Source organism: Bradyrhizobium sp. SZCCHNR1053 (assembly GCF_032381235.1).
In the GTDB taxonomy this organism is placed as follows: Bacteria; Pseudomonadota; Alphaproteobacteria; order Rhizobiales; family Xanthobacteraceae; genus Bradyrhizobium.
Genome location: NZ_JAUHJM010000004.1, coordinates 431,188 through 455,932, shown reverse-complemented (window position 1 = coordinate 455,932; position 24,745 = coordinate 431,188). Strand labels below are relative to the sequence as shown.

The following is a 24,745-nucleotide window of genomic DNA, read 5'->3' as shown; positions in this document are numbered from 1 at the left end:
CTACGGAACGATTTCGATGAACGGCCTTCAGGCCGCGCGATCGAGATGGGCGACGAGGCCGGCAAACAGGCCGCGGCCGTCGGTGCAGCCCATGATGTCCTCGACGTGATTCTCGGGATGCGGCATCATGCCGAGCACATTCCCGTTCTCGTTGACGATGCCGGCGATGGAATGCGCAGCACCGTTGATGTTGCTGATGTCGCCGACCTCGCCATCGGCCGAGCAGTAGCGATAGAGCACGCGACCATCGCCATTGAGGCGCTTCAGGGTCTCCTCGTCGGCCGCATAGTTGCCCTCGCCATGGGCGACCGGCACGCGGATCACCTGGCCGGCATTGTAGCCGCGCGTGAACGGCGAGTCGGAGCGCTCGACCCGCAGATGCACGTCCTTGCAAATGAACTTCAGCTTGTCGTTGCGCATCAGCACGCCCGGCAGCAGGCCGGATTCGCACAGGATCTGGAAGCCGTTGCAGACGCCGAGCACAAGACCGCCTTTGGCGGCGTGGTCGCGCACCGCGTCCATGACAGGTGCCCTGGCCGCGATCGCGCCACAGCGCAGATAGTCGCCATAGGAGAAGCCGCCGGGGACGACGACGAGATCGGTGCCCTTCGGCAGCGCCGTCTCGGCGTGCCACACCATCGCCGGCTCATGGCCGGAGATCATGCGCAGCGCGCGCGCCATGTCGCGTTCGCGGTTGATGCCGGGGAAGACGAGGACGGCGGATTTCATGATCTTACGTGCTTGCTCGAGGATCGCTCCCTCGCGGCCACGCGAGAGTGTTTGAGTCTGACGAGAGCTCCAAATTCAACGCTCGCACACCGGCAAGGAGCTCATCGACCGAATGTTCGACAAGGACCAGATCACGCGAGATCTCCAGCAGTCGCTCGTAGATCTCGCGCTCGGTCACGGCCATTGCCCTATCCCAGCAGCTCCACCCGGTAATTCTCGATCACCGTGTTGGCGAGCAGCTTGTCGGCGGCCGCCTTCAGGGCGGCCTCCGCCTTGGCCTTGTCGGCGCCTTCGAGCTCGATGTCGAACACCTTGCCCTGGCGCACGCTCGCGACGCCGTCGACGCCGAGCGATTTGAGGGCGCCCTCGATCGCCTTGCCCTGCGGATCGAGGATGCCGGATTTCAGCGTCACCGTGACACGCGCTTTCACGTCTTGTTCCCTTTTAGCTCTTGACGAGAACCGGACCGGAGCCCACCGGACGCTCGTTCTCCATCAGGATGCCGAGCCGCTTGGCGACCTCGGTATAGGCCTCCAGAAGGCCGCCAAGATCGCGGCGGAAGCGGTCCTTGTCGAGCTTCTCGTTCGACTTGATGTCCCACAGCCGGCAGGAATCGGGGGAAATCTCGTCGGCGACGATGATCCGCATCATCTCGTTCTCGAACAGCCGGCCGCACTCCATCTTGAAGTCGACGAGGCGGATGCCGATGCCGAGGAAGAGCCCGGTCAGGAAGTCGTTGACGCGGATGGCGAGCGCCATGATGTCGTCGATCTCCTGGGGGGTCGCCCAGCCGAACGCGGTGATGTGCTCCTCCGACACCATGGGGTCGTTGAGCTGGTCGTTCTTGTAATAGAATTCGATGATCGAACGCGGCAGCTGGGTGCCTTCCTCGATGCCGAGGCGCTGCGACAGCGAGCCCGCCGCCACATTTCGAACGACGACCTCGAGCGGCACGATCTCGACCTCGCGAATCAACTGCTCGCGCATGTTGAGCCGGCGGATGAAGTGAGTCGGTACCCCGATGTCGTTGAGGTGCTGAAACAGGTACTCCGAGATGCGGTTGTTGAGGACGCCCTTGCCTTCGATCACCTGGTGCTTCTTGGCATTGAAGGCGGTGGCGTCGTCCTTGAAGTGCTGGATCAGGGTGCCCGGCTCGGGGCCTTCGTACAGGACCTTGGCCTTGCCTTCATAAATGCGACGCCGACGGCTCATTGGGATGTACCGTGTTTTGTTGAAATCCATGAAATGGTGGGCTCCGGATGACTTTGGACAGGACCACGACGGAGCTGCCGCGAGGGCCCGGATGTTAAGGAAACAGAACGAGAACCGGGCCTGTGGGAAACCTATCTCATTGGTGTCCCGAGCACAATCGATCCGGGCCTCGGGAGCGGAGTTTTACCGCCCTTCCCTGCGGCCTCGTACCCGTTGTATTGGCAAGATGTTCCAATTATTTAGGCGTGCGGCCACCGCCCCGCAACCGCCTGCGCGGTTAACCCTCTTCGGCAACACTGGAAGTTCCGACCATGACCACGTTCGACAAGCGCGAGGACGCCTTCGAGAAGCAATTCGCCCATGACGAGGAATTGAAGTTCAAGGCAGAAGCCCGCCGCAACAAGCTGCTCGGCCTGTGGGCAGCCGAAAAGCTCGGCAAGTCCGGCGCTGACGCCGACGCCTACGCAAAGGAGGTCGTCGCGGCCGATTTCGAGGAAGCGGGCGATGCCGACGTGCTGCGCAAGGTGCTGGGCGACCTCACCGCCAAGGGCGCGGCCGTCACCGAGGCGGACGTGCGCGCGAAGATGAGCGAGCTGCTGTCGACCGCCGTCGCCCAGGTCAAGGCGGGACAGTGACAGGCGAATAGCGAATAGGGAGTGGCGAATAGGGATCTCCTGCCCCTATTCGCTACTCGCAATTCGCTACTCGCTTACTCCTCTTTGAATCCATATTCCGGCACGTTGCCGCTGGCGCCGTAATATTTGTACGGCAGGAACTTGCCCGACATCGTGATCTTGACGCGGTCGCCCTTGGCATTGGGCAGACGCTCCATCACCATGTCGAAATCGATCGCCGACATGATGCCGTCGCCGAATTCCTCCTGGATCAGCTCCTTCCAGGCCGGGCCGTTGATCATCACGAGCTCGTAGAAGCGGTAGATCAGCGGATCGGTCGGCGGCATCTGCACGCCCTCGCCGCGCATCGGCGTCTCGTTCAGCATCGCGATCTCGGACTTCGACAGGCCGAACAGCTCGCCCGCATTGGCGGCCTGCGGCTTGGTCAGCTTCATCTGGCCGAGAACGGCGCCGACGATCAGCACCTCGGAATAGCCGCCGATTGTCTCGCAGATGTACTGCCAGCTCCAGCCCTTCTCGCGCTTGATGTCGAGCAGCTTCTCGGTGAGGTCGGATCGCTTCATGCTTGGTCTCCCTTGAGAGTCTTCGTTGATGGGTTTCTTCCGGCGGGGCGTCAGCGGGCGATCGCCTGCGGCGCGTCGTTCTCGACCGGGTTGGACGCGACGATCGTCGGCTCGCTGCGCCCGATCTTCACCACCGGCACCTTGCGCGGGTCGTAATCGGGCGTCTCGGCGGTGAAGGTCTTGCTGCGGCTGACTAGGAAGTCGATGATGTGGTTGCGCAGCGCGTAGTACAGCGGATGGCGGTGCAGGTCGCCGCGCAGCCGGTCCTTCGGCAGCGGGTTCTCGACGATCTCCGCCAGCACCGCGCCCGGCCCGTTGGTCATCAGCACGATCTTGTCGGCGAGATAGATCGCCTCATCGACATCGTGGGTGATCATGAACACGGTCTGGCCGGTCTCGACGCAGATGCGACGGACCTCGTCCTGCAGCGTGCCGCGCGTCAGCGCATCGAGCGCTGAGAACGGCTCGTCCATCAGCATGATCTTCGGCGTGATCGACAGCGCGCGGGCAATGCCGACGCGCTGCTTCATGCCGCCGGACAGCTCCGACGGCCGCTTGTGCTCCGAGCCGGCGAGGCCGACGAGCTCGATATATTTCAGCGCATGCGCCTTGACCTTGGCGCGGTCCCATTTGCGCCACTTCGACGAGACCGCATAGGCGACGTTGCCGAGCACCGTCCGCCATGGCAGCAGCGCGTGGCTCTGGAAGATCACTGCGCGGTCGAGGCTCGGCCCCTCGATCGCCTGGCCATCGACGATGACGGCGCCCTCGCTCGGCACGTCGAGGCCGGCAAGAACATTCAGCACCGTGGTCTTGCCGCAGCCGGAATGGCCGATCACGCAGACGAACTCGCCGCGCGCCATCGCGAGCCACAGGTTCTCGAAGATCGTCGTGCTCCGCGCCCCGTCGTAGCGCTTGGCGATCCCTTCGATGGAGATGAACTTGTCGGTCATAGGAAGGTCTTTCCGTTCCCTCCCCCCTTGTGGGGGAGGGTCAGGGAGGGGGGTCCTCCACGAAGACTCGCGCCTGGGGCACCCCCACCCCTAACCCCTCCCCGCAAGGGGGAGGGGAACGGAGTTGCGCACCTTGCAGCAGTTCGCCTGATCATCCCCTACTCCGGAAACGTCACGAGCCGCGACACACGGGCCAGGATCTGATCCAGCACCATGCCGACGAGACCGATCAGCAGGATCGCGATGATCACGTTGGTGATCGACAGGTTGTTCCACTCGTTCCAGACGAAGTAGCCGATACCGGTGCCGCCGACGAGCATCTCGGCGGCGACGATCACGAGCCAGGCGATGCCGATCGAGATCCGCATGCCCGTCAGGATGGTCGGCGCCGCCGCCGGCAGGATGACGGTGAAGGCGCGGCGGAAATTCCCGACCTCGAGGGTGCGGGCGACGTTGATCCACTCCTTGCGCACGCTGGCGACGCCGAAGGCGGTGTTGATCAGCATCGGCCACACCGAGCAGATGAAGATCACGAAGATCGCCGACAGGCTGGAATCCTTGATGGTGTAGAGCGCGAGCGGCATCCAGGCGAGCGGCGAGATCGGCTTGAGAATCTGGATGAACGGATCGAGCGCCTTGCTCATCAAGGGCGACATGCCGATCAGGAAGCCGAGCGGGATCGCGACCGCGACCGCGATCAGGTAGCCGAGCATGACCCGCCCGAGCGAGAAGGCGAGCTGGATGCCGAGCCCCTTGTCGTTCGGACCATTGTCGTAGAACGGCCGCCGCAGATGCTCCCACAGCTTGGCGCCGACATCGAGCGGCCCGGGCATCGCCGACTTGCCTTGCGTCGCTGTCATGCCCATCAGCTTGGCGTATTCGGGGCTCATGTTGGCAGCCGTGCCCGTGCTACGGGTGGCGATATGCCAGGCGCCGAGGAAGACGGCCAACAAGACGATCGAGACGACGGCGGCGCGCAGGCGGAGCGAGGTGCTCATTCAGCAGCCCCACCACCGCTGTCGTCCCTGCGAACGCAGGGACCCATAGCCACCGTCGGCAGTTGGTGGAAACGATTGTCGCTACCGCCCCTGCCCCAAGACAGGTCACGGCGTATGGGTCCCCGCGTTCGCGGGGACGACACCGGTGGTGTGGTTGGGGGCGTGTTCATCACCATGGGTGGGGTCAGCAGCGTCGCCCTCGTCGCCCCCATCACGACGCCTTCTTGATCTTGAAGCTGGCGACGTAGTCGTCCGGCTTGGTCGGGTCGAACGGCTTGCCCATCACCGAGAACGATTTGTAGGAGTCCTTTGGCGGCGTCAGGCCCATGTCGGTCATGACCTTGCGGGTGTCGGTGGCGAGATAGATCTGCTCGGCGACCGCCTTGTAGTCGACATCGCCCTTGATCTGGCCCCAGCGCTTCATCTGGGTCAGCATCCACACCGCAAAGGACTGCCACGGGAACGGATCGAAATCGACGCGCTTCGGATCGGTCTTCACCCCGCCGAGGCCGTCGGCATAGGTGCCGGTCAGCACCTGCTCCAGCACCGTCACCGGCGCATTGATGTAGTTGGCCGGCGCGATCGCCTCGGCGATCTGCTTGCGGTTCTCGGCCTTCGACGCATAGGCGGTGGCATCGACGATGGCGCGGGTCAGCGCGGCGAAGCTGTTCGGCGCGGCCGTGATGAACTCGCGGCTCGCCGCGAAGCTGCAGCAGGGGTGACCGTCCCAGATCTCCTTCGAGAGAATATGCAGGAAGCCGACGCCGTCAAAGATCGCACGCTGGCAGATGTTGTCCGGCGCGAGGAAGCCGTCGATGTTGTCGGCGCGCAGGTTCGCGACCATCTCCGGCGGCGGCACCGAGCGCAGCTGCACGTCGGTGTCGGGGTCGATGCCGTGCTCGGCGAGATAATAGCGCAGCAGATAATTGTGCATCGAATAGTCGAACGGAATGGCGAACTTCATGCCCTTCCAGTCCTTCGGGTCGCGTTTGTCCTTGTGCTTCATCGCAAGCACGATGCCCTGCCCGTTGATGTTCTCGATCGCGGGCACGGTAAACGGGATCGGCTGCGCGCCGAGTCCGAGCGAGATCGCGATCGGCATCGGTGCCAGCATGTGCGAGGCGTCGTATTCCTTGTTGATGGTCTTGTCACGAATGACGGCCCAGCCGGCGGTCTTCACCACCTCGACGTTGAGCCCGGCCTTGGCATAGAAGCCGAGCGGCGCGGCCATGATGATCGGCGTCGCGCAGGTGATCGGGATGAAGCCGACCTTGAGATCCTTCTTCTCGGGCGCGCCCGCTTCGGCAAAGGCTTCGGTCGCCGTCTTCAGCGGAAAGAATTGTGAGACCGCGGCGAGCGCGGTGGCGGCGCCCACCGACTTCAGGAACGCGCGACGGGTGGCTGCTTCCGGAAACACCGCGCGCAGCACGGCTGACGCGACCACGTTCTCGTAACGCTTCTCGGTGGAGTCCGTCACGGGCTCGCAGCGCAGCGCCAGCACGGCGTGCTCGTGTTCGGCCGGACTGCGATGCTGGCCGCAGATACAACCGGCATTCACGCTGGCCTCGGCATCGAACGGATCATCGAAAATCGACATGTGCTGCGCCCCTTTGTCACACCTGCGCGAACTGCGCCTTCGAACTGCTCATCCGGCCGCATTTTTCAGCGGCCGGACGTGCCCTTGCGAATTTTCTATGCAGCTTTTATGCCGCCTTGCTGGTCATCGCCGGCATCGGCAGACCTTCCTCGATCGGCAGCGACGGGTCGCGCGACCACTCGTTCCACGAGCCGAAATACATCCGCACATCCTTCACGCCGGCGTTCTTCAGAGCGAGGAAGGTGTTCGACGCACGCGCGCCCTTGAAGCAGTAGAGATAGACCGGCGTGTCCTGGGTGATGCCGACGGTGGCGCATTCGGCGAGGATCTCGTCCTTCGACTTGAAGCGCGGACCTTCGGCGGTCGGCTTCATCATGCGGTACCATTCGAGCCAGACGGCGCCGGGGATGCGGCCCTTGCGCGGGCAGAAATCCTTGCCGTAGGGCGAGGAGGAATCGCCGATCCACTCGTCGACATCGCGGACATCGAGAATGGCGATGGCGGGATTGCCGACCGCCGCCAGCATGGCCTTGGCGTCGATCAGGATGCTGCCCGCCTCCGGCACGATCGCGAACGAGGCCTTGGCCGGCGACGGCACGTCGGTCGTCACCGGCATGCCAGCCGCGACCCAGGCATCATAGCCGCCATGCAGCACCTTCACCTTGGGATAGCCGAGCATCGTCAGCAGGAAGTAGCCGCGGCACGACTGGCCGAAGCCGGAGTTCATCGACTGCTCGTAGACGACCGCGGTCTCGGCACCCGACAGGCCGGCGGCGCCGAACGCGTCGGCGAATTTCGTCTTCAGCTCCTCGATGCCTTCCGGCGTCGACGTCGCGAGATAGGTGAAGATCTCATGGACGTTGACCGCGCCGGGAAGATGTCCCGCGCCATAAGCATCCGGATTGCGGGTGTCGATGACGACACACGGTTCTTTCTTGATGAAATCAGCGAGTTCGCCGGCAGTAATCAGAACGTCCGTCATGGCAGGCCTCTCCTGGTCTAAACTTTGTTGGTTTGCCGTTCTCGCCGGCGTCAGCCGTCGGCGAGCATCTTGCGGAGCTGCTTGGTCGCGGGGGTGACGATCGCGACGAAATAGGCCTCGCGCAGGCGACGTTCGGCGCGATTGCCCTTGATGTAACCGCGCGCTCCGCAATGGAGCATCGCGGCGTGAGCCGCAGCCACGCTGGCCTCCCCGGCCCGGAGGCGCAGCGCGACGACCTTGCGCCAGGTGGTCTCGTCCGTGTTGAACGGATCGCTGGCGAGGATCATGGTCTCCCGTGCGAGCTCGTCGGCGAGCGCGCTGAAGTCGACCGGCTGCTGCGGCAGATAGCGGTTGACGTGGCCGAGCGGCGCCTCGACCTCCTGCATGATCTTGATGCAGTCCCTGATCAGGCCGAGCGCCATGCCGGCCTGCAGAAGAATGAAGCCGGCGCGGATCTTCTTCACGAAGGGGCCAGCGGGGTCGGCCAGAATCAGCTCGTCCGGCACGAACAGGTCGCGGAGCTGGATGCCGTAGGTGCCGGTGCCGTCCATTGCGAGAAACTGCTGGCACGGCTGCAGCGTCACCGCCGGGTCCGAACAGTCGACGATGAACATCACGATCTCGCCGGGCGCATCCTCGCGCTCGAAGATCGTGCCGAACATGTGGTCCGGCCCGAGGTTCGAGACCCAGGGCAGCACGCCGCGCACGACGTAGCCGCCCTCCACTTTCCGGCCCTTCAGCTTGAGCTTCTCGATGCCGAAGAAGCTCTTCATCGGGTTGGAAAGGCCGGTGCCGCCGAGCAGCCTGCCGCTCGCGGCATCGTCGAGCAGACGCATTTTGAGCGCCTTGTTGTCCGAATTGGCGATGTACCAGACCAGCGTGTTCTGGCACCACGCCATGAAGGCGGAAGCGCCGCAGACCTCGCCGATCGCCGAGATCGAATCGATGGCGCAGTTGAGATCGGCCTTGCCGCTCTCAGGCACGTGGCTGCTCCACGCACCGACCTCGCCGAAGCGGCGGAGAACGTCAGCCGGATACACCGTTCCGGCGTCGATTCCGCTGGCCAGCGGCGCAAGCTCGTTGCGCGCGATCGCCGCGACCTGCTCCACGGTCGACGGCACGGGCACCACGCCCGCACTGTCGATCGCCAGATGCTGTCCGAGTGAACCCATGACGTCCTCCGCTCCACATGGCCTCGAGCCAGGCTCAGACGCCGACCTCGAGATTGACGGGACGCGTGAAGGTGTTGGCGACGGGCGACCACTTCTTCACGTGGTCGACCAGGGCCTGGACCTCCTCCTTGGAAATGCCTTCGCACTCCATGTCGACCTTGACGCGCACGTCGGTGAAGCCGACCGGCTTCTCGCTGACGTCGCCGGTGCCCCAGACAGCGGTGATGTTGAGGTCGCCCTCGAGCTCCAGCTCGAGCTTGTTGACGGTCCAGCCGCGATGCACGGCATTGGCGTGCAAACCCACCGCAAGGCAGGAGCCGAGCGCGGCCAGCGAGGCCTCCGACGGATTCGGTGCGGTATCGTCGCCGAGCAGACCGGGCGGCTCGTCGACGATATAGGGCGCGAGGTTGCGGATGTAGTTGGCGTGGCGGAACTTGCCTTCCGCCACGGTCTTGCACTTCAGGGTCTTGATGACCTTGGGGTTGGCCTTGCCGTTGACGATGAGCTGTTCGAGCCCGTTCTTATCGATGGGTGCGAGGCAGCCCGTCAGCGCCGTCTTCTGAACCACAGCGGTCATCTCATTTCTCTCCCTGGGATGAGGATACCGAACGGTCTGTATCCTGCACGAAGCGTGCCAGAGAGGCCGAAAATCAAAAGCCGGAATGATCCTCGCGGCTTATGCGATCAGGGAGGCGAGCAGCGCCCCGCCACGACCCAGCCGCTGCCCAAGTGCGATGCAGAATGCCGCCTTCAGCGATCAAATTGAGCGCAACGCTGCCTCGACCGCATCAGCAGCCTTGCTGACTCACGCGCACAGCGATTAAGCTCGTACACATGGGCAAGTCAGCTGCGGGCAAACAAACCGGCAAGAAGCAGGCGATCGCAAGGACGATCGCGGCCAGCGATGACGAATCCGCGCGCGGCCGTCTGCTCGGCGCCGCCACGCGGCTGTTCTGCAAGAACGGCATCAATGCCACCGGCATCGATGCGATCATCAGTGAGGCGGGCACCGCGAAGACCACGCTCTACAAGCTGTTCGGATCAAAGACCGCGCTCGTCACAGCCGTGCTCGAAAGCGAAGGCAAGCAGTGGCGTGAATGGTTCATCGCGGAAATGGAGAGCGGCGGCGGTGACGCCGAGACCAAGCTGGCACGCATCTTTCCGGCGCTGAAGAGCTGGTTCGGCGAGGAGCGCTTCTACGGCTGTCCCTTCATCAATGCAGTCGGCGAGCACGACAAGGACCAGAAGCAGTTTCGCACCATTGCAATGCGCCACAAGAAAGTGGTGCTGGCGCATATCGAGAAGCTCGCCCGTGAGATGGGCGCTGCCGAGCCGGAGAGCTTCTCGCATCAGCTCGCACTGCTGATCGACGGCGCGATCGTGGCGGCAATGGTGTCACGCAATCCCGAGGTCGCGGACACGGCCGGGCTGGCGGCGAAGGCGCTGATCGAGCCGGCGAAGCACAAGACGGGAAAGCGCGTCGGCAAGGCGGACACGCAGCTCGCCGCTGTGTGAAGCGGCCTGCTCGCCCTGAGTCCCACCCACCGTCATTCCGGGGCAAAGCCGCAGGGCTTGAACCCGGAATCTCGATCTTGTCTTGCGTCCATTCCTCACAATCTCGAGATTCCGGGTTCAATCGCCAACGCGCAAGCGCGTTGGCGATTGCCCCGGAATGGACGGGGAGGACGGAGCCGTCAACTCGTGACGCCGCGGAGCGCCCGTGCAAAGCCATCAATCGAACTAACGGAAGTACTCTGTCACAAGCTTCACGTCGGCCTGATCCGCGACTGCGCCGTTCAGGCTCGAATCGATCACGCGGCGGCAGGCGGCGACCGCAGCCTCGTCGCCGAGCTCGTTGGCCGCTTCGAGCACATGCCAGGCCGCATCGACTGCCGCGCCGTCCGCAGGCGCCTCGCGATGGCCGAGCCGTTGCTCTCCGCGAAGAGGAAATCCCATGCCGCTCATCCGCGATCACCTCCGTCCGTCGCTGCAGGTTCAATACGCCGCGGCGCGCGGCGCGGACGCCTTGCCGCCTTTGCCTGGATTCTTGCGGGACTGATAGAATTCGAGCACGCTGCGCGACGTCTGCGACTGGAGCTTGGCATAGTCGCGCTCCAGCTCCTGCAGCTCGCCGGCCGTGATGCGATGTTCGCGGGCGCCGAGGAAGGCGAGCGCCATCATCGTATCCCAGGTAAAGCCAAGCGCCTTGGCGAGCATCAGCAGCATCTCACGGTTACGGTCGAACAAGGCGCGCTCGACGACGTCGACCGGCAGTCCCGACAGCAGCGCGAGGCCGATCGTCACCTCCTCGACCTTGTGTGCCGTCGCATAGCTGGCAATGGTGCTCTCGTGCAGATTGCCGAGGCGGTGCTGGATCGTCACGGTGCGCTTGGCGACGAAGTAGTTGCGCGAGCCGGGGCCGAACTTCGACTGCAGGTCGCCGGCGATGTTGGCGACCGAGCTACTGATCTCGCCAAGCAGCTCCGGCCGCTCCCCGGCCAGCCGCTTGCCGACATCGTCCGAGGCCTTGGCGATCAGTTGCTGGAACAGGTGGCGCGGGATGTCGAGCCGCCGGCCGAGATGCTCGGCGAGGATCGAGTCGTTCTCTGCTCGCTGGACCATGTGCAGGAAACCGGCACCGGAGAACTGGGCGCCCTGATTGCGCGCCACCGCCGTGGCGACGTCACGGTTGCCGCGCGTGGCCAGCACGTCGGTCACCGCCGGGCTCAGCGTTCGGCGTTCGGCGATCGCGAGCAGATGGTCCTGGCTCTTGGTGCTGGCGTTCTCGACCAGCGTGGCGTCATCGAGCCGCTCGGACTCGCGCAGCACTGGACCGGCGACCCAGATCTCGTCGTCGAAGGCCAGCTTGCGGATGACGCTGGCCGGCGAATATTCGATCCTGGCGAGGCGATCCGCAAGCTTGGCGCGCGCTTCGATCTCGATCTCGTCGGCGAGCCGGCCGATCACCTCGCCGAAGGTGGCGATCTCCTCCTCGCAGTAGCGCCCCGCGATCAGCAGGTCGGTCGCATGCCACAGCGCGCGCTCGCGGCTGTCCGCGGTCCCCCGCGCAATCGCATCCTCGAGGTCCCGCAACACCGATCTGGTTTCGTTCATGATGAAAGGCCGCACAGTTGCAACGATGAAAGGGCAATGCGCAGATCATAGCGTTCGAACCCGAGCGTTCCGTAACCCGCGCCGTGCGGATTTGACCGGGCATTTTCACTCAAATGCGCGCGTGCGCGTTAAGCATGCGGCCGGGGATCCGGTCGCGGCGCGATCGCCGCGCCGATCCGTTCTTCCCGCGCGAGCGACGCAGGAGGCCTACGGCATGACGCGGAGCGCGCGCGCCTCGGCCTCCGCGACCGAGCGTTCGCGCGATGTCCACGGGCACTCGGCGAGAGCGCGGTCGATCAATTGCATGGCATCACGCTCACGACTCTGGTCGAGCATCAGCTCGCCGGCGAAGAAGCTCGCCTCGCAACGCCGTGCCCTGCGCGTGGCGGGAGCACCACGGTCGGCCGCCGCAAGCACAGCCTCTGTCGTCTCCTGCCCGAGGAAGAGACGGACGATCGGGGCCGGCCATTTGCCCATGTCGAGCCGCTTCGCGTGGTCGGCGAGCTCGCTCGGCAGGCCGGCGCGGCGGCGGGCCAGATCCAGCCACAGGGCCGCATCGGCATTGTGGGGATCGATCTCGCTGAGCCATCTGAAATCGTCGTGCGACTGCTCCAGAAGACCCGCCTGGAAGCTTGCGATCCCCAGCGCGCGATAGGCTTGCGCCCGGTAGCCGTTGCGCCCGAACGCCCGCCCGAAACCCGACCCCGGCTGCGGCTCGCTCTCGCGCAGATCAGGAGCGGCGCGATCGAATGCGGCAAGAAGACCGGCCGAGGACTGCTCGATGACGATCTTGTAGTCGTCGATCGCATGCTCGACGTCTCCCTTGCGGAAATAGGCTCCGGCGCGCGCGAAACGGGCCTCGATCACCTGCGGCGTCGCCGGCTTGCCGTGCTCGATCACGACAGTGCAACCGGCAATGCGCTCATCGGCGCCGAGATCGGCCGCGGTCGTGCACCGCTTCGCGCCGGCTGCGTGGGCGCTTGCCGACAAGCCGAAGATCGAACCGATGATCAACGCACAACACAGAAACGAGCGCCATCGTCGCGTAGTCATGAATGCCCCCTTGGTCTTGCTCTTTGTGCTGCGATCTAACCAAAACCGATCGGGCAAACCACAATCTGGAATTGCGATCGCAAATCATCCTTCAGCCGGTGTAAACGGGATCGCAGACTCGGCCTGCCCTGGATGTTTGGATCAACTGCTACGGCGGTGTGAGCCACGCGACGGCGCAATCGGCGATTGCGCTCACGCGGGGAGCTGGCAGTCGGCGCCATGCAGCCGGCAATGCGACCGTCAGCTACTTCGTCTCGGCGATGAGCGCCTGCAGCCGCACCAGCTCGGCCTCGAGATTCCCTTCGACATCCGCCGCCTTCACTTCGGTGACGCGGTAGTCGCGGCTTTCCAGCCACGCCCGCCGTGCGCTGCGGTCGGCGACGACGCCCTCGCTCTCGTCGGGGCCCACCAGCTCGATCGCCAGGCGGTGGATGAAAGAGACGAAGTCGGGGATGTGGCGGCCGACCGGGGTCTGGCGCTTGAACTGGCCGGCGAAGCGGCGGTCGCGCGACAGCGCGTGCCACAGCGCGCGCTCGGCGTCGGTCGGGTTGCGGCGGAGCAGCCGCGCCAGCCCGCGCAGCGAGCCGCGCGAATCCGGCAGGTTCGCCACCGTGCCCTGCTCGGCGATCAGGGCGCGCAGACGCGTCGCCTGCTCGCTGTCGAGCACGCCGCCCTTGGCCGGCCCCTTGCGCCCCTCGGCGATCGCCATGACCACGCCGTGCAGGGTGTGGATGTCCTGCCGCGACGGCTCCATGCGGAAGAAGATGTTGCGCAGATTGACCAGCATGGTCTCGCGCTTCTCGGCCGGGCGCAGGAATTCGACCCGGTCGAGCTCGCGCACCAGATTCTCGAAGAACGCCTCCATCTGCTCCTGGGAAGCGCGCTCCGAGCGCTCGGGCATGGCGAAGGGCAGCGCGCCCGCTGTCACCAGCTTGAACCATTCATAGCCCATCAGCAGCACCGCCTGGGCGAGGTTCAGCGAGGCAAAGCCTGGATTGACCGGATAGGTGACGATGCGGTTGGCGCGGGCGACCTCCTCGTTGGTCAGGCCCGCGCGCTCGCGGCCGAACAGGATGCCAGCCCGGCCGCCAGCGGCGATCTGGCCCTGCATCTCGCGGGCGGCCGCTTCCGGCCCCATCACCGGCTTGGCCTGGTCGTGGGCGCGGGCGGTGGTCGCGAAGACGAGGTCGAGGTCGGCGATCGCCTCCGGCAGGGTGTCGAACAGCCGGACATGATCGATGATGTGGTCGGCCCCGGCGGCCGCCCGCTGGGCGGCGATGTTCGGCCAGCCGTCGCGCGGATTGACCAGGCGCAGCTCGGACAGCGCGAAATTGCCCATGGCGCGCGCGGCCATGCCGATGTTCTCGCCGAGCTGCGGCTCGACCAGGATCACCACCGGGCCAGCAATCTCCAATCCCACCTTGGTCTTGTCGGTGCCCGACACGCTCAATCCTCGCCCTCTGAATCCGGTTGAAGCGCCCGCGGCGCGCCCTGCCCGCTCCGTTGACCTGACCGGGGAGAATTCTCAAGCAAAATAATCGGCTTAGCCAAGAATTTTAGGGTTTGCTCGAACCTGCAGGCCGGCCGGCAGCCGCCGTTGCCCACCGCATGAGCGGGCTGCGAAAATCGGCACCGGGCGCATACCGGGTGCGCTTCCGCCCGCGGTGCAGCAGTGCTATGACGCGCTTGATTTCACAAGCGCTTTCCACTCCTGGCGCGCTGTTCCCAAGAGGCCCCATCGATCATGGCAAAAATCAAGGTGACCAACCCGGTCGTCGAGCTCGACGGCGACGAGATGACCCGGATCATCTGGCAGTACATCAAGGACAAGCTGATCAACCCGTTCCTTGACATCGACCTGATGTATTTCGACCTGGGGATGGAAAGCCGCGACAAGACCAACGACCAGATCACGATCGATGCCGCCAACGCCATCAAGAAGGTCGGCGTCGGCGTCAAGTGCGCCACCATCACCCCCGACGAGGCGCGCGTGAAGGAGTTCGGCCTCAAGGAGATGTGGAAGTCGCCGAACGGCACCATCCGCAACATCCTCGGCGGCGTCGTGTTCCGCGAGCCGATCATCTGCAAGAACGTGCCGCGCCTCGTTCCCGGCTGGACCAAGCCGATCATCATCGGCCGCCACGCCTATGGCGACCAGTACCGCGCCACCGACTTCAAGTTCCCCGGCAAGGGCGTGCTGACGATGAAGTTCGTCGGCGACGACGGCACCGTGATCGAGAAGGAGGTCTTCAGGGCGCCCGGCGCCGGCGTCGCGATGGAGATGTACAACCTCGACGAGTCGATCTACGATTTCGCCCGCGCCTCGCTCAACATGGGCCTCGCCAAGAACTATTCGGTCTACCTGTCGACCAAGAACACCATCCTGAAGGTCTATGACGGCCGCTTCAAGGACATCTTCCAGGAGGTGTACGACAAGGAGTTCAAGGACAAGTTCGAGGCCAAGAAGATCACCTATGAGCACCGCCTGATCGACGACATGGTCGCCGCGGCGCTGAAGTGGTCGGGCGGCTATGTCTGGGCCTGCAAGAACTATGACGGCGACGTGCAGTCCGACACCGTGGCCCAGGGTTACGGCTCGCTCGGCCTGATGACCTCGGTGCTGATGACCCCGGATGGCCAGACCGTCGAGGCCGAGGCCGCCCACGGCACGGTGACCCGCCATTTCCGCGAGCACCAGAAGGGCAAGGAGACCTCGACCAACTCGATCGCCTCGATCTTCGCCTGGACCCGCGGCCTGTCGCACCGCGCCAAGCTCGACAACAATGCCGAACTGGCGAAGTTCGCCGCCACCCTGGAGAAGGTCTGCGTCGACACCGTCGAGTCCGGCTACATGACCAAGGACCTCGCGCTCCTGGTCGGCGCCGACCAGCGCTGGCTGTCGACCACCGGCTTCCTCGACAAGATCGCGGAAAACCTCACCAAGGCGATGGCGGCGTAAGTTTCCCCACTTTCGCCTTCTGGTTTCGTCACCTATCAACGGGCCGCGCCACCAGCGTGGCCCGTTTCCGTTTTCCCCTGCCGTCGAGGAACCTGATCATGCGCTTGACCTCATCGCTCGCCCTGCTGTTGCTCGGGGCCCAGATCGGCTCCTCCCACGCCGCAGAGACCACGATTCCCGATGCGCTGGTCGCCGCCGGCGAAAAGGCCGTGCTGACGCTGCATGCCGAGGGCGCGCAGGTCTACGACTGCAAGACCGACAAGGACGGCAAGCTCGCCTGGACCTTCCGTGAGCCGATTGCCACCCTGTTGGCGGACGGCAAGACCGTCGGCCGGCACTATGCCGGGCCGAGCTGGGAGCACCAGGACGGCTCGATCGTCGGCGGCCGGGTGCAAGGCACCGCCATCGGCGCCACCGACAACGACATCCCCTGGCTGAAGCTCGCCGTCATTTCTCACCGCGGCGCTCAGGGCGTGCTCTCCGACGTCACCACCGTGCAGCGGATCAACACCGCCGGCGGCAAGCTGGAAGGCACCTGCGACACCGCCGGGCAATTCCGCAGCGTCGCCTATTCCGCGGATTACGTGTTCCTGCGGAAGGAGTGAGGCTCTTTACGCCTCGCGATAATCCAGCAGGATCAGCCCGACCAGCACGAAGGCCACCGGCCAGACCCAGGCGGCGGCACGGCTGATGCGGCCGTCCAGGCGCAGCTCGAGCCAGCGCGCCCAGCCGGCGGTGATGCCGCACAGCGCCAGCGGCGTGTGGCTCATCTCGATCAGCAGCTGGTCCTTGATGTTGGCGATGGCGTGCGAATGCGTCAGCAGCAGCGCGCCGCCGGCGGCGACCGTCAGCGGAAACACCAGCGCCGCCCGGCCCGCCGCCTGCCCGCGCAGCCGCACCCGCCATTCGAACAGGCCGAACAGAATGATCAGCACCACGAACAGCCGGTGCTGCGCCACTTCGGGATCGCGCAACGAGGCGAAGAAGCCGATCGGGCCGAGCGGCCAGGCCATCTCGTCGGCGCGCAGGAATAGGAACGCCGCCATCCCCAGGAACAACAGCGGCCAGTGCCGGGCCCAGCGGCCCCAGGAGAAGCGCTCGATCAGCGCGAGCACGCCGATCAGCACGACGAAGATGCCCGCCCAATGGTGGTTGTATTCCGACCAGGCGATGTCGGCGGCGCTGCGCGGCAGGATCACGCCCTCGCCGGGGACATAGGCCTGCGGCGCGGTCACGCGCTGCGCGTCGGCGGCATCGATCCTGGCCTGCAGCTGCGAGATCGTGAGCTGGTCGACCGAGGGGCTCGTCAGCCGCGGCCATTGCGGCGCGGCGCGCGCGACGATCTCCTGCCAGCTCAGCCGGTCCTGGCTGAGATCGATGCCCGGCGGCAGCGAGGTCAGCGAGCCCGCGGTGAGCAGCACCGTCAGCCCGATGCCGAGCTCGACCTCGACGAAGCGCCTCATGCGCGAGAGCGGTGCGATGGGATCACGACGGCGCAGCCGCTCCACGGCGAAGAAGTTGGCTGCCCCGAGCGCGAGCAGCATCAGCAGCATCGCGACCTTGGCCGAGGTCATGACGCCGTAAGCGGTGCCGTAGATCGCCGCGAACGCGCCGAGATAGGCGATCGCCATCACAATGCCGCCGATCACGATGGCTGCCACCGAGACCATCGACATCAGCGAGTAGCGCCGGCCGATCAGGCGCTGATCGTCATCCGCCTTGCAGCCGTTCAGCGCCATCATGAAATACGGCAGGCCGCCGATCCAGACGCCGGCGCCGAGCATGTGCAGGAAGTCGGCGGCAAGCAGCGGCCAGCGTACCTCGAGCCGGCTCGCCGCGTGCGTCAGGTTGAGCTGCAGCAGCAGCGCTGAGACGACCAGCACGGTCAGCGCCAGGACGCGCCAGGCGGCCCAACTGCCGGTCCGGGCGAGCACGGCGATGCCGAGCGCGCAGGCGGCAACGGCCATGCCGGAGCGGGCGAAATCCGCGCTCGCCGCCGCGCCGAGCGACAGGTCGAGCGTCCCGATCAGCGCCGCCATGTTGACCGCGAGCGAGGCCAGCACCACCGCGAACCAGCCGAATGCGCTTCGGCGCAGGAAACGCTGGCCGCGCTTGCCGACCACGATCGCGTCAGCGGACAGCCTTTGCTGTAGCGGGCGCAGCAGCAACAGCAGAAATGCCAAGCCGCCGATGGTGAAGGACTGTGCCAGCAGGGTCAGGCCGCGCAGCACCACCGAGAGATAGCCGAAGATGTCGAGCAACAGCGACACGGCTAGCGCACGTTGAAAGGAATGTCGCCACGGGTGATGTGGCCATCGACGCTGAGCACCTGCCATTGCAGATGCCAGGCGCCGGGGCTGAGCGCCTTGGCCTCGGCGTCGATCTCGTCGGCCGGCGCGTCGGCTGCCGGAGTAAGCGCCTGCTCGGCTCCGTCAGGCGCGCGCAGCTTCAGCCGCGAGCGGGCGTGATCGATGCGGCTGTTGAAGCGCAGCCGGATCAGTGTCGCCTGCGTCTCGATGGTGCCGCCCGCCGCGGGCTGCGACGAGACGATGATGGCATGGGCCGAGGCGGCGCCGGGAACGCCCAGAAGCAGCGCGGCAAGGGTCGGCAGGTGGCGGAAGCGGATGACGGACGGCATGGGACGCGCGGGCGGCGAAGGCTGCGGCAGGAACGTTCGAGGACAAGACCGGGACGAACAAAACTCTACCGTTCTAATCTAAGCGACCTTCCTGTTCCCGACGTAGCCACAAACGCGTGACCGGGGCCGGCCGGAACCTGCGGGAGCGGCACGAGGCCCCGGCCCTGCCCGCAGGGCATCCCGGAACAGCGAAATTTAGGGTCGAATCATCAAGCACTTCGCTGTATGCCTCGCCGCATCATTGCCGTCCGTCGGTTGTCGGGACCCTTTCCGCCCGCGGACCAACATTGCCTGATCCCGAGGAACGCCTAAGGAAACCGTCATGCCCGCCTATCGCTCCCGCACATCAACCCATGGCCGCAACATGGCCGGCGCCCGCGGCCTGTGGCGCGCCACCGGCATGACCAACGAGGATTTCGGCAAGCCGATCATCGCCGTCGTCAACTCCTTCACCCAGTTCGTGCCCGGCCATGTGCATCTGAAGGATCTCGGCCAGCTGGTCGCGCGGGAGATCGAGAAGGCCGGCGGCGTCGCCAAGGAGTTCGACACGATCGCCGTCGACGACGGCATCGCGATGGGCCATGACGGCATGCTCTACAGCCTGCCCTCGCGCGAGCTGATCGCCGACAGCGTCGAGTACATGGTCAACGCGCATTGCGCCGACGCCATGGTGTGCATCTCCAATTGCGACAAGATCACCCCTGGCATGCTGATGGCCGCGATGCGGCTCAACATCCCGGCCGTGTTCGTCTCGGGCGGCCCGATGGAGGCCGGCAAGGTCAACATCGCGGGCAAGCTGCGCAAGGTCGATCTGATCGACGCCATGGTGACCGCCGCCGACGACAAGGTGTCGGACGCGGATGTCGAGGTGATGGAGCGCTCGGCCTGCCCCACCTGCGGCTCCTGCTCGGGAATGTTCACCGCCAATTCGATGAACTGCCTGACCGAGGCGCTCGGCCTGTCCCTGCCCGGCAACGGCTCGGTGCTGGCGACCCATGCCGACCGCAAGGGCCTGTTCGTCGAGGCCGGCCATCTCGTCGTCGACCTCGCCCGCCGCTATTACGAGCAGGACGACGCGTCCGTGCTCCCGCGCAACATCGCCAACTTCAAGGCGTTCGAGAACGCGATGAGCCTGGACATCGCGATGGGCGGCTCGACCAACACCGTGCTGCATCTGCTCGCGGCCGCGCATGAGGGGGAAATCCCCTTCACCATGACGGATATCGATCGCCTCTCGCGCAAGGTCCCTTGCCTGTGCAAGGTCGCGCCCGCTGTGGCCGACGTGCACATGGAGGACGTGCATCGCGCCGGCGGCGTGATGGGCATCCTCGGCGAGCTCGCCCGCGCCGGCCTGCTGCACACGGAATTGCCGAGCGTGCATTCGACTTCGCTGGCGGCTGCGCTGGAGCGTTGGGACATCCGCCGGACCGCGAGCGAGAGCGTGAAGAACTTCTATCAAGCCGCGCCCGGCGGCGTGCCGACGCAGGTCGCCTTCAGCCAGGACCGCCGCTACGAGGAGCTCGATCTCGACCGCGAGAAAGGCTGCATCCGCGACATCGAGCACGCCTATTCCAAGGACGGCGGCTTGGCCGTGCTGACCGGCAACATCGCGCGCGACGGCTGCATCGTGAAGACCGCGGGCGTCGATGCCTCGATCCTGAAGTTCTCCGGCCCTGCGCGCGTCATGGAGAGCCAGGACGCCGCGGTCGAAGCCATCCTGACCAACAAGATCAAGGCAGGCGACGTCGTCGTCATCATCTATGAGGGCCCGCGCGGCGGCCCGGGCATGCAGGAGATGCTGTATCCGACCAGCTATCTGAAGTCGAAGGGCCTCGGCAAAGCCTGTGCGCTGATCACCGACGGCCGCTTCTCCGGCGGCACCTCGGGGCTCTCGATCGGCCACGTCTCGCCGGAAGCTGCCGAGGGCGGCCTGATCGGCCTCGTCCAGGACGGCGACCGCATCGAGATCGACATCCCCAACCGCACCATCCATCTCGCAGTGTCGGATGAGGAGCTCGCCAACCGCCGCGCAGCGATGGCGGCGAAGGGCGATCAAGCCTGGAAGCCGAAGACGCGCGCTCGCAAGGTCTCGACCGCGCTGAAGGCCTACGCCGCGTTCGCGTCGAGCGCCGCCAAGGGCGCGGTGCGCATCGTCAAGGAGTAAGACCGATCTGTTCGGTCGGCAGCACCGGTCCTTTCCGACCGGTTGCTGCGGCCGGCGGCCGCGGCCTCACCATAGACTTCCTCGTCTCGCTCTCGTCCTGCGAACAGCCATGCCGCACTTCGTTCTTGCCCACTGACGACAGCGGGTTCAGGCTCCCTTCATCGACAATGAGCGCGTCAGCCACAATGCACGCGCCAAGCCCTGGGAAGGATCGCCATGCTGAACCGCCGCAGCCTGCTGCTCGCCTCGCTTGCCGCCGGAGTGACGATGACCACGACAGCCGCGCGCGCCAAGCCGGCGCAACCTTCGACCCCGGTCGATTTCGACGTGCCGCCACAGGCCTGCGACTGCCACACCCACATCCACGGCGACCCCGAAAAATTTCCGTTTGCGGCGAGCCGGGTCTACACGCCGGAGCCGGCCCTGCCCGACGAGATGGCGGCGCTGCACAAGGCTCTACATATCCAGCGCGTGGTGATCGTGACGCCGAGCGTCTACGGCACCGACAACTCTGCGACGCTGTACGGCATGAAGGCGCGCGGCAATGACGCGCGCGGCGTCGCGGTCATCGACGACAAGACCACCGAGGCGCAATTGGATGCCATGCATGCCGAGGGCTTCCGCGGCATCCGCCTCAATCTCGCGACCGGTGGCATCAACGACCCCAATGTCGGCCGCGCCCGCTTCCATGTCGCGGTCGAGCGGATGAAGGCGCGCGGCTGGCATGTCCAGCTCTACACCAACACGGCGATGATCGCGGCCATCAAGGACCTCGTGATGCAATCGCCCGTGACGGCCGTGTTCGATCATTTCGGCGGCGCGCAGGCTGATCTCGGCCTCGGGCAGCCGGGCTTTGCCGATCTGGTCGAGCTCGTCCGCAGCGGCAAGGCCTATGTAAAGATCTCCGGCGCCTATCGCGCCTCGACCCGCGGCCCCGACTACGCGGACGTGATCCCGTTCGCGAAGGCCCTGATCGAAGCCAACCCCGACCGCATCGTCTGGGGCACCGACTGGCCGCACCCGGATTCGTCGCCGCATCCGGAGCTGAAGGTCACGGATGTCAGGCCGTTCTATCCGATCGACGACGGCCGGCTGATGAACCAGCTCCCGGTCTGGGCCCCGGATGCCGCGATCCGCAAGAAGATCCTGGTCGACAATCCGGCGCGGCTGTACGGGTTTTGATGGCGTTGTTAGTCCGTAGGGCGGGTTAGCGCAGCGTAACCCGCCGCACGATGCTACGCCGCCCATTGGCGGATTACGCTGCGCTAATCCGCCCTACATACTTTGATTGCGAGCGCAGCGGCGCAGCGAAGCAATCGTAGGGTGGGCAAAGGCGCGCTCCACCGCGATCTCGGCTTGCACCGCAGTATCGCGCGCCGTGCCCACCGCCGTCACTGAACGGCGCCGTCGGTGGGCACGCGCCGCCTGACGGCGTCGCTTTGCCCACCCTACGATTCCCGGGGCTCTAGCGCCTCGCCATCCTGGCTTCGCGGAACGACACCAGCCGGCGCTGCGACTCGTCCCACAGCACCAGCCGGACGCAGCGCAGGCTCTCCGGCAGCGTGATGCGGCCGATCTCGCGCAGCTCGGGATGATCGCGCAGCACGACCGGCAGCCGGTAATAGGGAATCCGGCTCGAGAGATGGTGGACGTGGTGGATGCCGATATTGGCGGTCAGCCAGTGCAGCCATCCCGGCAGGTCGTAATGTGAGCTGCCGTAGAGCGCGGCCTGCTGCATCGTCCAGCGCTCGTCCCGCTCCCAGACGGTGTGCTCGAACTGATGCTGGACATAGAACAGCCACACGCCGGCCATGGCGGCGAGCAGCATGATCGGGAGATGCACGACCAGGAACGCCTGGATGCCGATGAGCCACATCAGCCCGGCAACCACCAGGGCAATGCCGAAATTGGTGGCCATCGTGCTGATCCAGGGCGACCAGCCGGCCCGCATGAGACCGAACGGCAGACGGTGCTGCAGGAAGAACAAATACGCAGGCCCTGCCACGAACATGACCAGCGGGTGGCGGTACAGCCGGTAGCGCAGCCGCGCCCAGGCCGACCGCGCCTGATATTCCCGCACGGTCAACGTATCGATGTCGCCGATTCCGCGCCGATCGAGGTTGCCGCTGGTGGCGTGGTGGATCGCATGGGTGCGCCGCCACCAGTCGTAGGGCGTCAGGGTCAGCACACCGAGGACACGGCCGACCCAGTCGTTCGCCTGACGCCCGGCGAAGAAGGTGCCATGGCCGCAATCGTGCTGGATCATGAACAGACGCACCAGGAAACCGCCGGCGGGGATCGCGATGAGCAACGAAGCCCAGGCATGGCCGAGCGAGAACGCGAACCAGGCGGCCGTCCACAGAGCCACCAGCGGCACGGCGGTGATCACCAGCTCGGTCACGCTGCGCAGGCGGTTTGGCGTGCGGTAGCTGCTGAGAATCTGCATCCAGTAGCGGGCATCGGCCGCGGCGCGGCCCTCGTTATCGCCGGCGCGCAGCGTGGCGCGGTCCTTGGGCGGCACAATCGCCATCGCGACTGGCTGATCGAACTGCAATGTCGTCTCCACCTTGTGTTCTTGGCGATCGCGCATGGCGAGACCGCGGCCAAATGGACCCCTGCGGACCGCCGAACAGGCTGCAGGAGTTCGAAATCACGAGCTATCGTCGGTTTAACCGCCGTCGAAGCCAAATGGTTCATCGTGCGCCCGACGATGAACCTCTCTGGAAGAGAAAGTCTGGGACGTGGACGCCCGTCAGGAGACGGGTAAAGAGCGCGTGCGGCGGATCAATGAAACTTAACCCGTCGAACGCCTCATGGCTAGGAGAGGACGGGTTACGATCCGTTAATCCGCCCGATGAAATGCGCGCTCCACATTGTGCACCGCGTTCCCCTCATCCCGTCCCGCGCGTGGCATCCGGCGCCACGGCCCTCTCGCGGCGCGAGGTCGAGAAGATGTCCCAGATCGCGATGAACATTGCCGCGATCACCGGCCCGATGACGAACCCGTTGAGGCCGAACGCCTCGATCCCGCCCAATGTCGAAATCAACACCACATAGTCGGGCATCTTGGTGTCCTGTCCGACCAGGATCGGACGCAGGACATTGTCGACGAGACCGATGACGAGGGCGCCATAGGCGATCAGAACCACACCCTGCCAGATCGATCCGATGGCAAGAAGATAGAGCGCGACCGGAAACCAGACGAGGCCCGCTCCCACTGCCGGAAGCAAGGACAGGAAGGCCATCACGACTGCCCACAGCAGGGGCGCGTTGATGCCGAGGAACCAGAACATCAGGCCGCCCAGCGCGCCTTGCGCCAGAGCGACGAGCAGACTGCCCTTCACCGTCGCGCGGATGACCACGGTGAACTTCCGCAGCAGCGCATCACGTTGCTCCGGGCGCAGCGGAATGGCGCTCTTGATGCGCTCCGATAGCGTCTCTTCGTCACGCAGCAGGAAGAACAGCAGATAGACCATGATGAACAGATTGACGAAGACTTCGAACGTACCCTGTCCGATCACGAGCGCCTGGCTCGCAATGACCTCGCTGCCCTTCAGCAGGACGGCCGACAGCTTGCCCTTCATTCCGGCGAGGCTGCCGAGTCCGAAGCGATTGAGCAGATCGACCACCCATGTCGGAAGCGCGGCCAGCATCTTCTGGAAGTACTGTCCAATGTCGAGCTGACCGGACTGCATCTGTTTGTAGACTCCGGAGGCCTCCTGCGCCAGCGACGCCCCGATCAGCGACAGCGGAAGGATGACGATCACGACGAAGATCAACACCACGACGGCCGCCGCCAGGCCGTGTCGGCCGTGCATCGACCGCGCCAACCAACGGTGCAGCGGAACGAAGACGATGACGCCGATGACGCCCCACAGAACCGCGCCGTAGAACGGCAGCAGGATCCACCCGAACATCAGCGATATCGCGACGAGCAAGAGAAGCAGGGCTCGGTCTTCGAGGCTACGCATCTGGC

At 65.4% G+C, this 24,745-nt stretch carries 24 protein-coding genes; 6 read left to right on the top strand and 18 right to left on the bottom strand.

Features of this window, described 5'->3' with window-relative positions; genetic code table 11:
• Positions 1 to 27: 27 nt before the first annotated feature.
• The 3 genes from purQ to purC all read right to left on the bottom strand — a co-directional run bounded on the left by purQ (position 28) and on the right by purC (position 1,941).
• Positions 28 to 729 (bottom strand): phosphoribosylformylglycinamidine synthase subunit PurQ, encoded by a 702-nt coding sequence (purQ, locus tag QX051_RS14060; RefSeq protein WP_315737352.1) that lies wholly within the window; start codon positions 727 to 729, stop codon positions 28 to 30.
• A 188-nt stretch (positions 730 to 917) separates the two neighbouring features.
• On the bottom strand, positions 918 to 1,160 hold the full coding sequence (gene purS, locus QX051_RS14055) for a phosphoribosylformylglycinamidine synthase subunit PurS (protein ID WP_315759032.1): 243 nt from the start codon (positions 1,158 to 1,160) through the stop codon (positions 918 to 920).
• Positions 1,161 to 1,173: 13 nt separating this feature from the next.
• Positions 1,174 to 1,941 carry a phosphoribosylaminoimidazolesuccinocarboxamide synthase gene (gene purC / locus QX051_RS14050; RefSeq protein WP_208866972.1) on the bottom strand — a complete coding sequence of 256 codons (768 nt, stop codon included), beginning with the start codon at positions 1,939 to 1,941 and terminating at the stop codon, positions 1,174 to 1,176.
• Positions 1,942 to 2,252: 311 nt separating this feature from the next.
• Here purC and QX051_RS14045 point away from each other — a divergent pair, with 311 nt between their 5' ends.
• Positions 2,253 to 2,576 (top strand): DUF1476 domain-containing protein, encoded by a 324-nt coding sequence (locus QX051_RS14045; RefSeq protein ID WP_315776525.1) that lies wholly within the window; start codon positions 2,253 to 2,255, stop codon positions 2,574 to 2,576.
• Between the two features lie 74 nt (positions 2,577 to 2,650).
• Here QX051_RS14045 and cynS read toward each other — a convergent pair whose 3' ends face one another.
• The 7 genes from cynS to QX051_RS14010 all read right to left on the bottom strand — a co-directional run bounded on the left by cynS (position 2,651) and on the right by QX051_RS14010 (position 9,418).
• Positions 2,651 to 3,139, bottom strand: a complete 489-nt coding sequence (gene cynS, locus QX051_RS14040) for a cyanase (protein WP_315776524.1) — start codon at positions 3,137 to 3,139, stop codon at positions 2,651 to 2,653.
• Between the two features lie 50 nt (positions 3,140 to 3,189).
• Positions 3,190 to 4,092 (bottom strand): ABC transporter ATP-binding protein, encoded by a 903-nt coding sequence (locus QX051_RS14035; protein ID WP_315737348.1) that lies wholly within the window; start codon positions 4,090 to 4,092, stop codon positions 3,190 to 3,192.
• 158 nt (positions 4,093 to 4,250) lie between these two features.
• Positions 4,251 to 5,090, bottom strand: a complete 840-nt coding sequence (gene ntrB / locus QX051_RS14030; protein WP_315776523.1) for a nitrate ABC transporter permease — start codon at positions 5,088 to 5,090, stop codon at positions 4,251 to 4,253.
• A gap of 211 nt (positions 5,091 to 5,301) precedes the next feature.
• Complete coding sequence (locus tag QX051_RS14025) at positions 5,302 to 6,687, bottom strand: CmpA/NrtA family ABC transporter substrate-binding protein (protein WP_315776522.1); 1,386 nt, start codon at positions 6,685 to 6,687, stop codon at positions 5,302 to 5,304.
• A gap of 106 nt (positions 6,688 to 6,793) precedes the next feature.
• Positions 6,794 to 7,669 (bottom strand): sulfurtransferase, encoded by an 876-nt coding sequence (locus tag QX051_RS14020; protein ID WP_315776521.1) that lies wholly within the window; start codon positions 7,667 to 7,669, stop codon positions 6,794 to 6,796.
• A 50-nt stretch (positions 7,670 to 7,719) separates the two neighbouring features.
• Positions 7,720 to 8,841, bottom strand: coding sequence for an acyl-CoA dehydrogenase family protein (locus QX051_RS14015; protein WP_315776520.1), 1,122 nt, complete (start codon positions 8,839 to 8,841; stop codon positions 7,720 to 7,722).
• Positions 8,842 to 8,875: 34 nt separating this feature from the next.
• Complete coding sequence (locus QX051_RS14010) at positions 8,876 to 9,418, bottom strand: OsmC family protein (protein WP_315737343.1); 543 nt, start codon at positions 9,416 to 9,418, stop codon at positions 8,876 to 8,878.
• A gap of 257 nt (positions 9,419 to 9,675) precedes the next feature.
• Here QX051_RS14010 and QX051_RS14005 point away from each other — a divergent pair, with 257 nt between their 5' ends.
• A complete protein-coding gene (locus tag QX051_RS14005) occupies positions 9,676 to 10,356 on the top strand; it encodes a TetR/AcrR family transcriptional regulator (protein ID WP_315759043.1) in 681 nt (226 codons plus the stop codon).
• A 225-nt stretch (positions 10,357 to 10,581) separates the two neighbouring features.
• On the opposite strand, the gene QX051_RS14000 is transcribed toward QX051_RS14005, so the two are convergent.
• The 4 genes from QX051_RS14000 to QX051_RS13985 all read right to left on the bottom strand — a co-directional run bounded on the left by QX051_RS14000 (position 10,582) and on the right by QX051_RS13985 (position 14,452).
• Positions 10,582 to 10,797 carry a hypothetical protein gene (locus tag QX051_RS14000; RefSeq protein ID WP_315776519.1) on the bottom strand — a complete coding sequence of 72 codons (216 nt, stop codon included), beginning with the start codon at positions 10,795 to 10,797 and terminating at the stop codon, positions 10,582 to 10,584.
• Between the two features lie 39 nt (positions 10,798 to 10,836).
• Positions 10,837 to 11,955 carry a DUF2336 domain-containing protein gene (locus QX051_RS13995; protein ID WP_315737340.1) on the bottom strand — a complete coding sequence of 373 codons (1,119 nt, stop codon included), beginning with the start codon at positions 11,953 to 11,955 and terminating at the stop codon, positions 10,837 to 10,839.
• Between the two features lie 207 nt (positions 11,956 to 12,162).
• Positions 12,163 to 12,945 (bottom strand): hypothetical protein, encoded by a 783-nt coding sequence (locus tag QX051_RS13990; RefSeq protein WP_315776518.1) that lies wholly within the window; start codon positions 12,943 to 12,945, stop codon positions 12,163 to 12,165.
• 307 nt (positions 12,946 to 13,252) lie between these two features.
• Positions 13,253 to 14,452 carry a TrmJ/YjtD family RNA methyltransferase gene (locus tag QX051_RS13985; protein WP_315776517.1) on the bottom strand — a complete coding sequence of 400 codons (1,200 nt, stop codon included), beginning with the start codon at positions 14,450 to 14,452 and terminating at the stop codon, positions 13,253 to 13,255.
• Positions 14,453 to 14,752: 300 nt separating this feature from the next.
• Between QX051_RS13985 and QX051_RS13980 the strand changes: the two genes are divergently transcribed.
• Positions 14,753 to 15,967: an NADP-dependent isocitrate dehydrogenase gene (locus tag QX051_RS13980; RefSeq protein WP_315759047.1), complete on the top strand. Its 1,215-nt coding sequence runs from the start codon at positions 14,753 to 14,755 to the stop codon at positions 15,965 to 15,967.
• A 98-nt stretch (positions 15,968 to 16,065) separates the two neighbouring features.
• Positions 16,066 to 16,572, top strand: coding sequence for a DUF3455 domain-containing protein (locus QX051_RS13975; protein ID WP_315774261.1), 507 nt, complete (start codon positions 16,066 to 16,068; stop codon positions 16,570 to 16,572).
• Between the two features lie 6 nt (positions 16,573 to 16,578).
• On the opposite strand, the gene QX051_RS13970 is transcribed toward QX051_RS13975, so the two are convergent.
• Positions 16,579 to 18,237 carry a copper resistance D family protein gene (locus QX051_RS13970; RefSeq protein ID WP_315776516.1) on the bottom strand — a complete coding sequence of 553 codons (1,659 nt, stop codon included), beginning with the start codon at positions 18,235 to 18,237 and terminating at the stop codon, positions 16,579 to 16,581.
• 2 nt (positions 18,238 to 18,239) lie between these two features.
• Positions 18,240 to 18,605 carry a copper resistance protein CopC gene (locus tag QX051_RS13965; protein WP_315776515.1) on the bottom strand — a complete coding sequence of 122 codons (366 nt, stop codon included), beginning with the start codon at positions 18,603 to 18,605 and terminating at the stop codon, positions 18,240 to 18,242.
• Positions 18,606 to 18,927: 322 nt separating this feature from the next.
• Here QX051_RS13965 and ilvD point away from each other — a divergent pair, with 322 nt between their 5' ends.
• On the top strand, positions 18,928 to 20,769 hold the full coding sequence (ilvD, locus tag QX051_RS13960) for a dihydroxy-acid dehydratase (protein ID WP_315737333.1): 1,842 nt from the start codon (positions 18,928 to 18,930) through the stop codon (positions 20,767 to 20,769).
• Positions 20,770 to 20,985: 216 nt separating this feature from the next.
• Positions 20,986 to 21,951 (top strand): amidohydrolase family protein, encoded by a 966-nt coding sequence (locus tag QX051_RS13955; RefSeq protein ID WP_315776514.1) that lies wholly within the window; start codon positions 20,986 to 20,988, stop codon positions 21,949 to 21,951.
• A 283-nt stretch (positions 21,952 to 22,234) separates the two neighbouring features.
• On the opposite strand, the gene QX051_RS13950 is transcribed toward QX051_RS13955, so the two are convergent.
• Complete coding sequence (locus QX051_RS13950; RefSeq protein WP_315737331.1) at positions 22,235 to 23,359, bottom strand: fatty acid desaturase; 1,125 nt, start codon at positions 23,357 to 23,359, stop codon at positions 22,235 to 22,237.
• A 301-nt stretch (positions 23,360 to 23,660) separates the two neighbouring features.
• The gene (locus QX051_RS13945) at positions 23,661 to 24,740 is read right to left on the bottom strand and encodes an AI-2E family transporter (RefSeq protein ID WP_315776513.1); all 1,080 of its coding nucleotides are present in this window, start codon (positions 24,738 to 24,740) and stop codon (positions 23,661 to 23,663) included.
• Between the last annotated feature and the right edge of the window lie 5 nt (positions 24,741 to 24,745).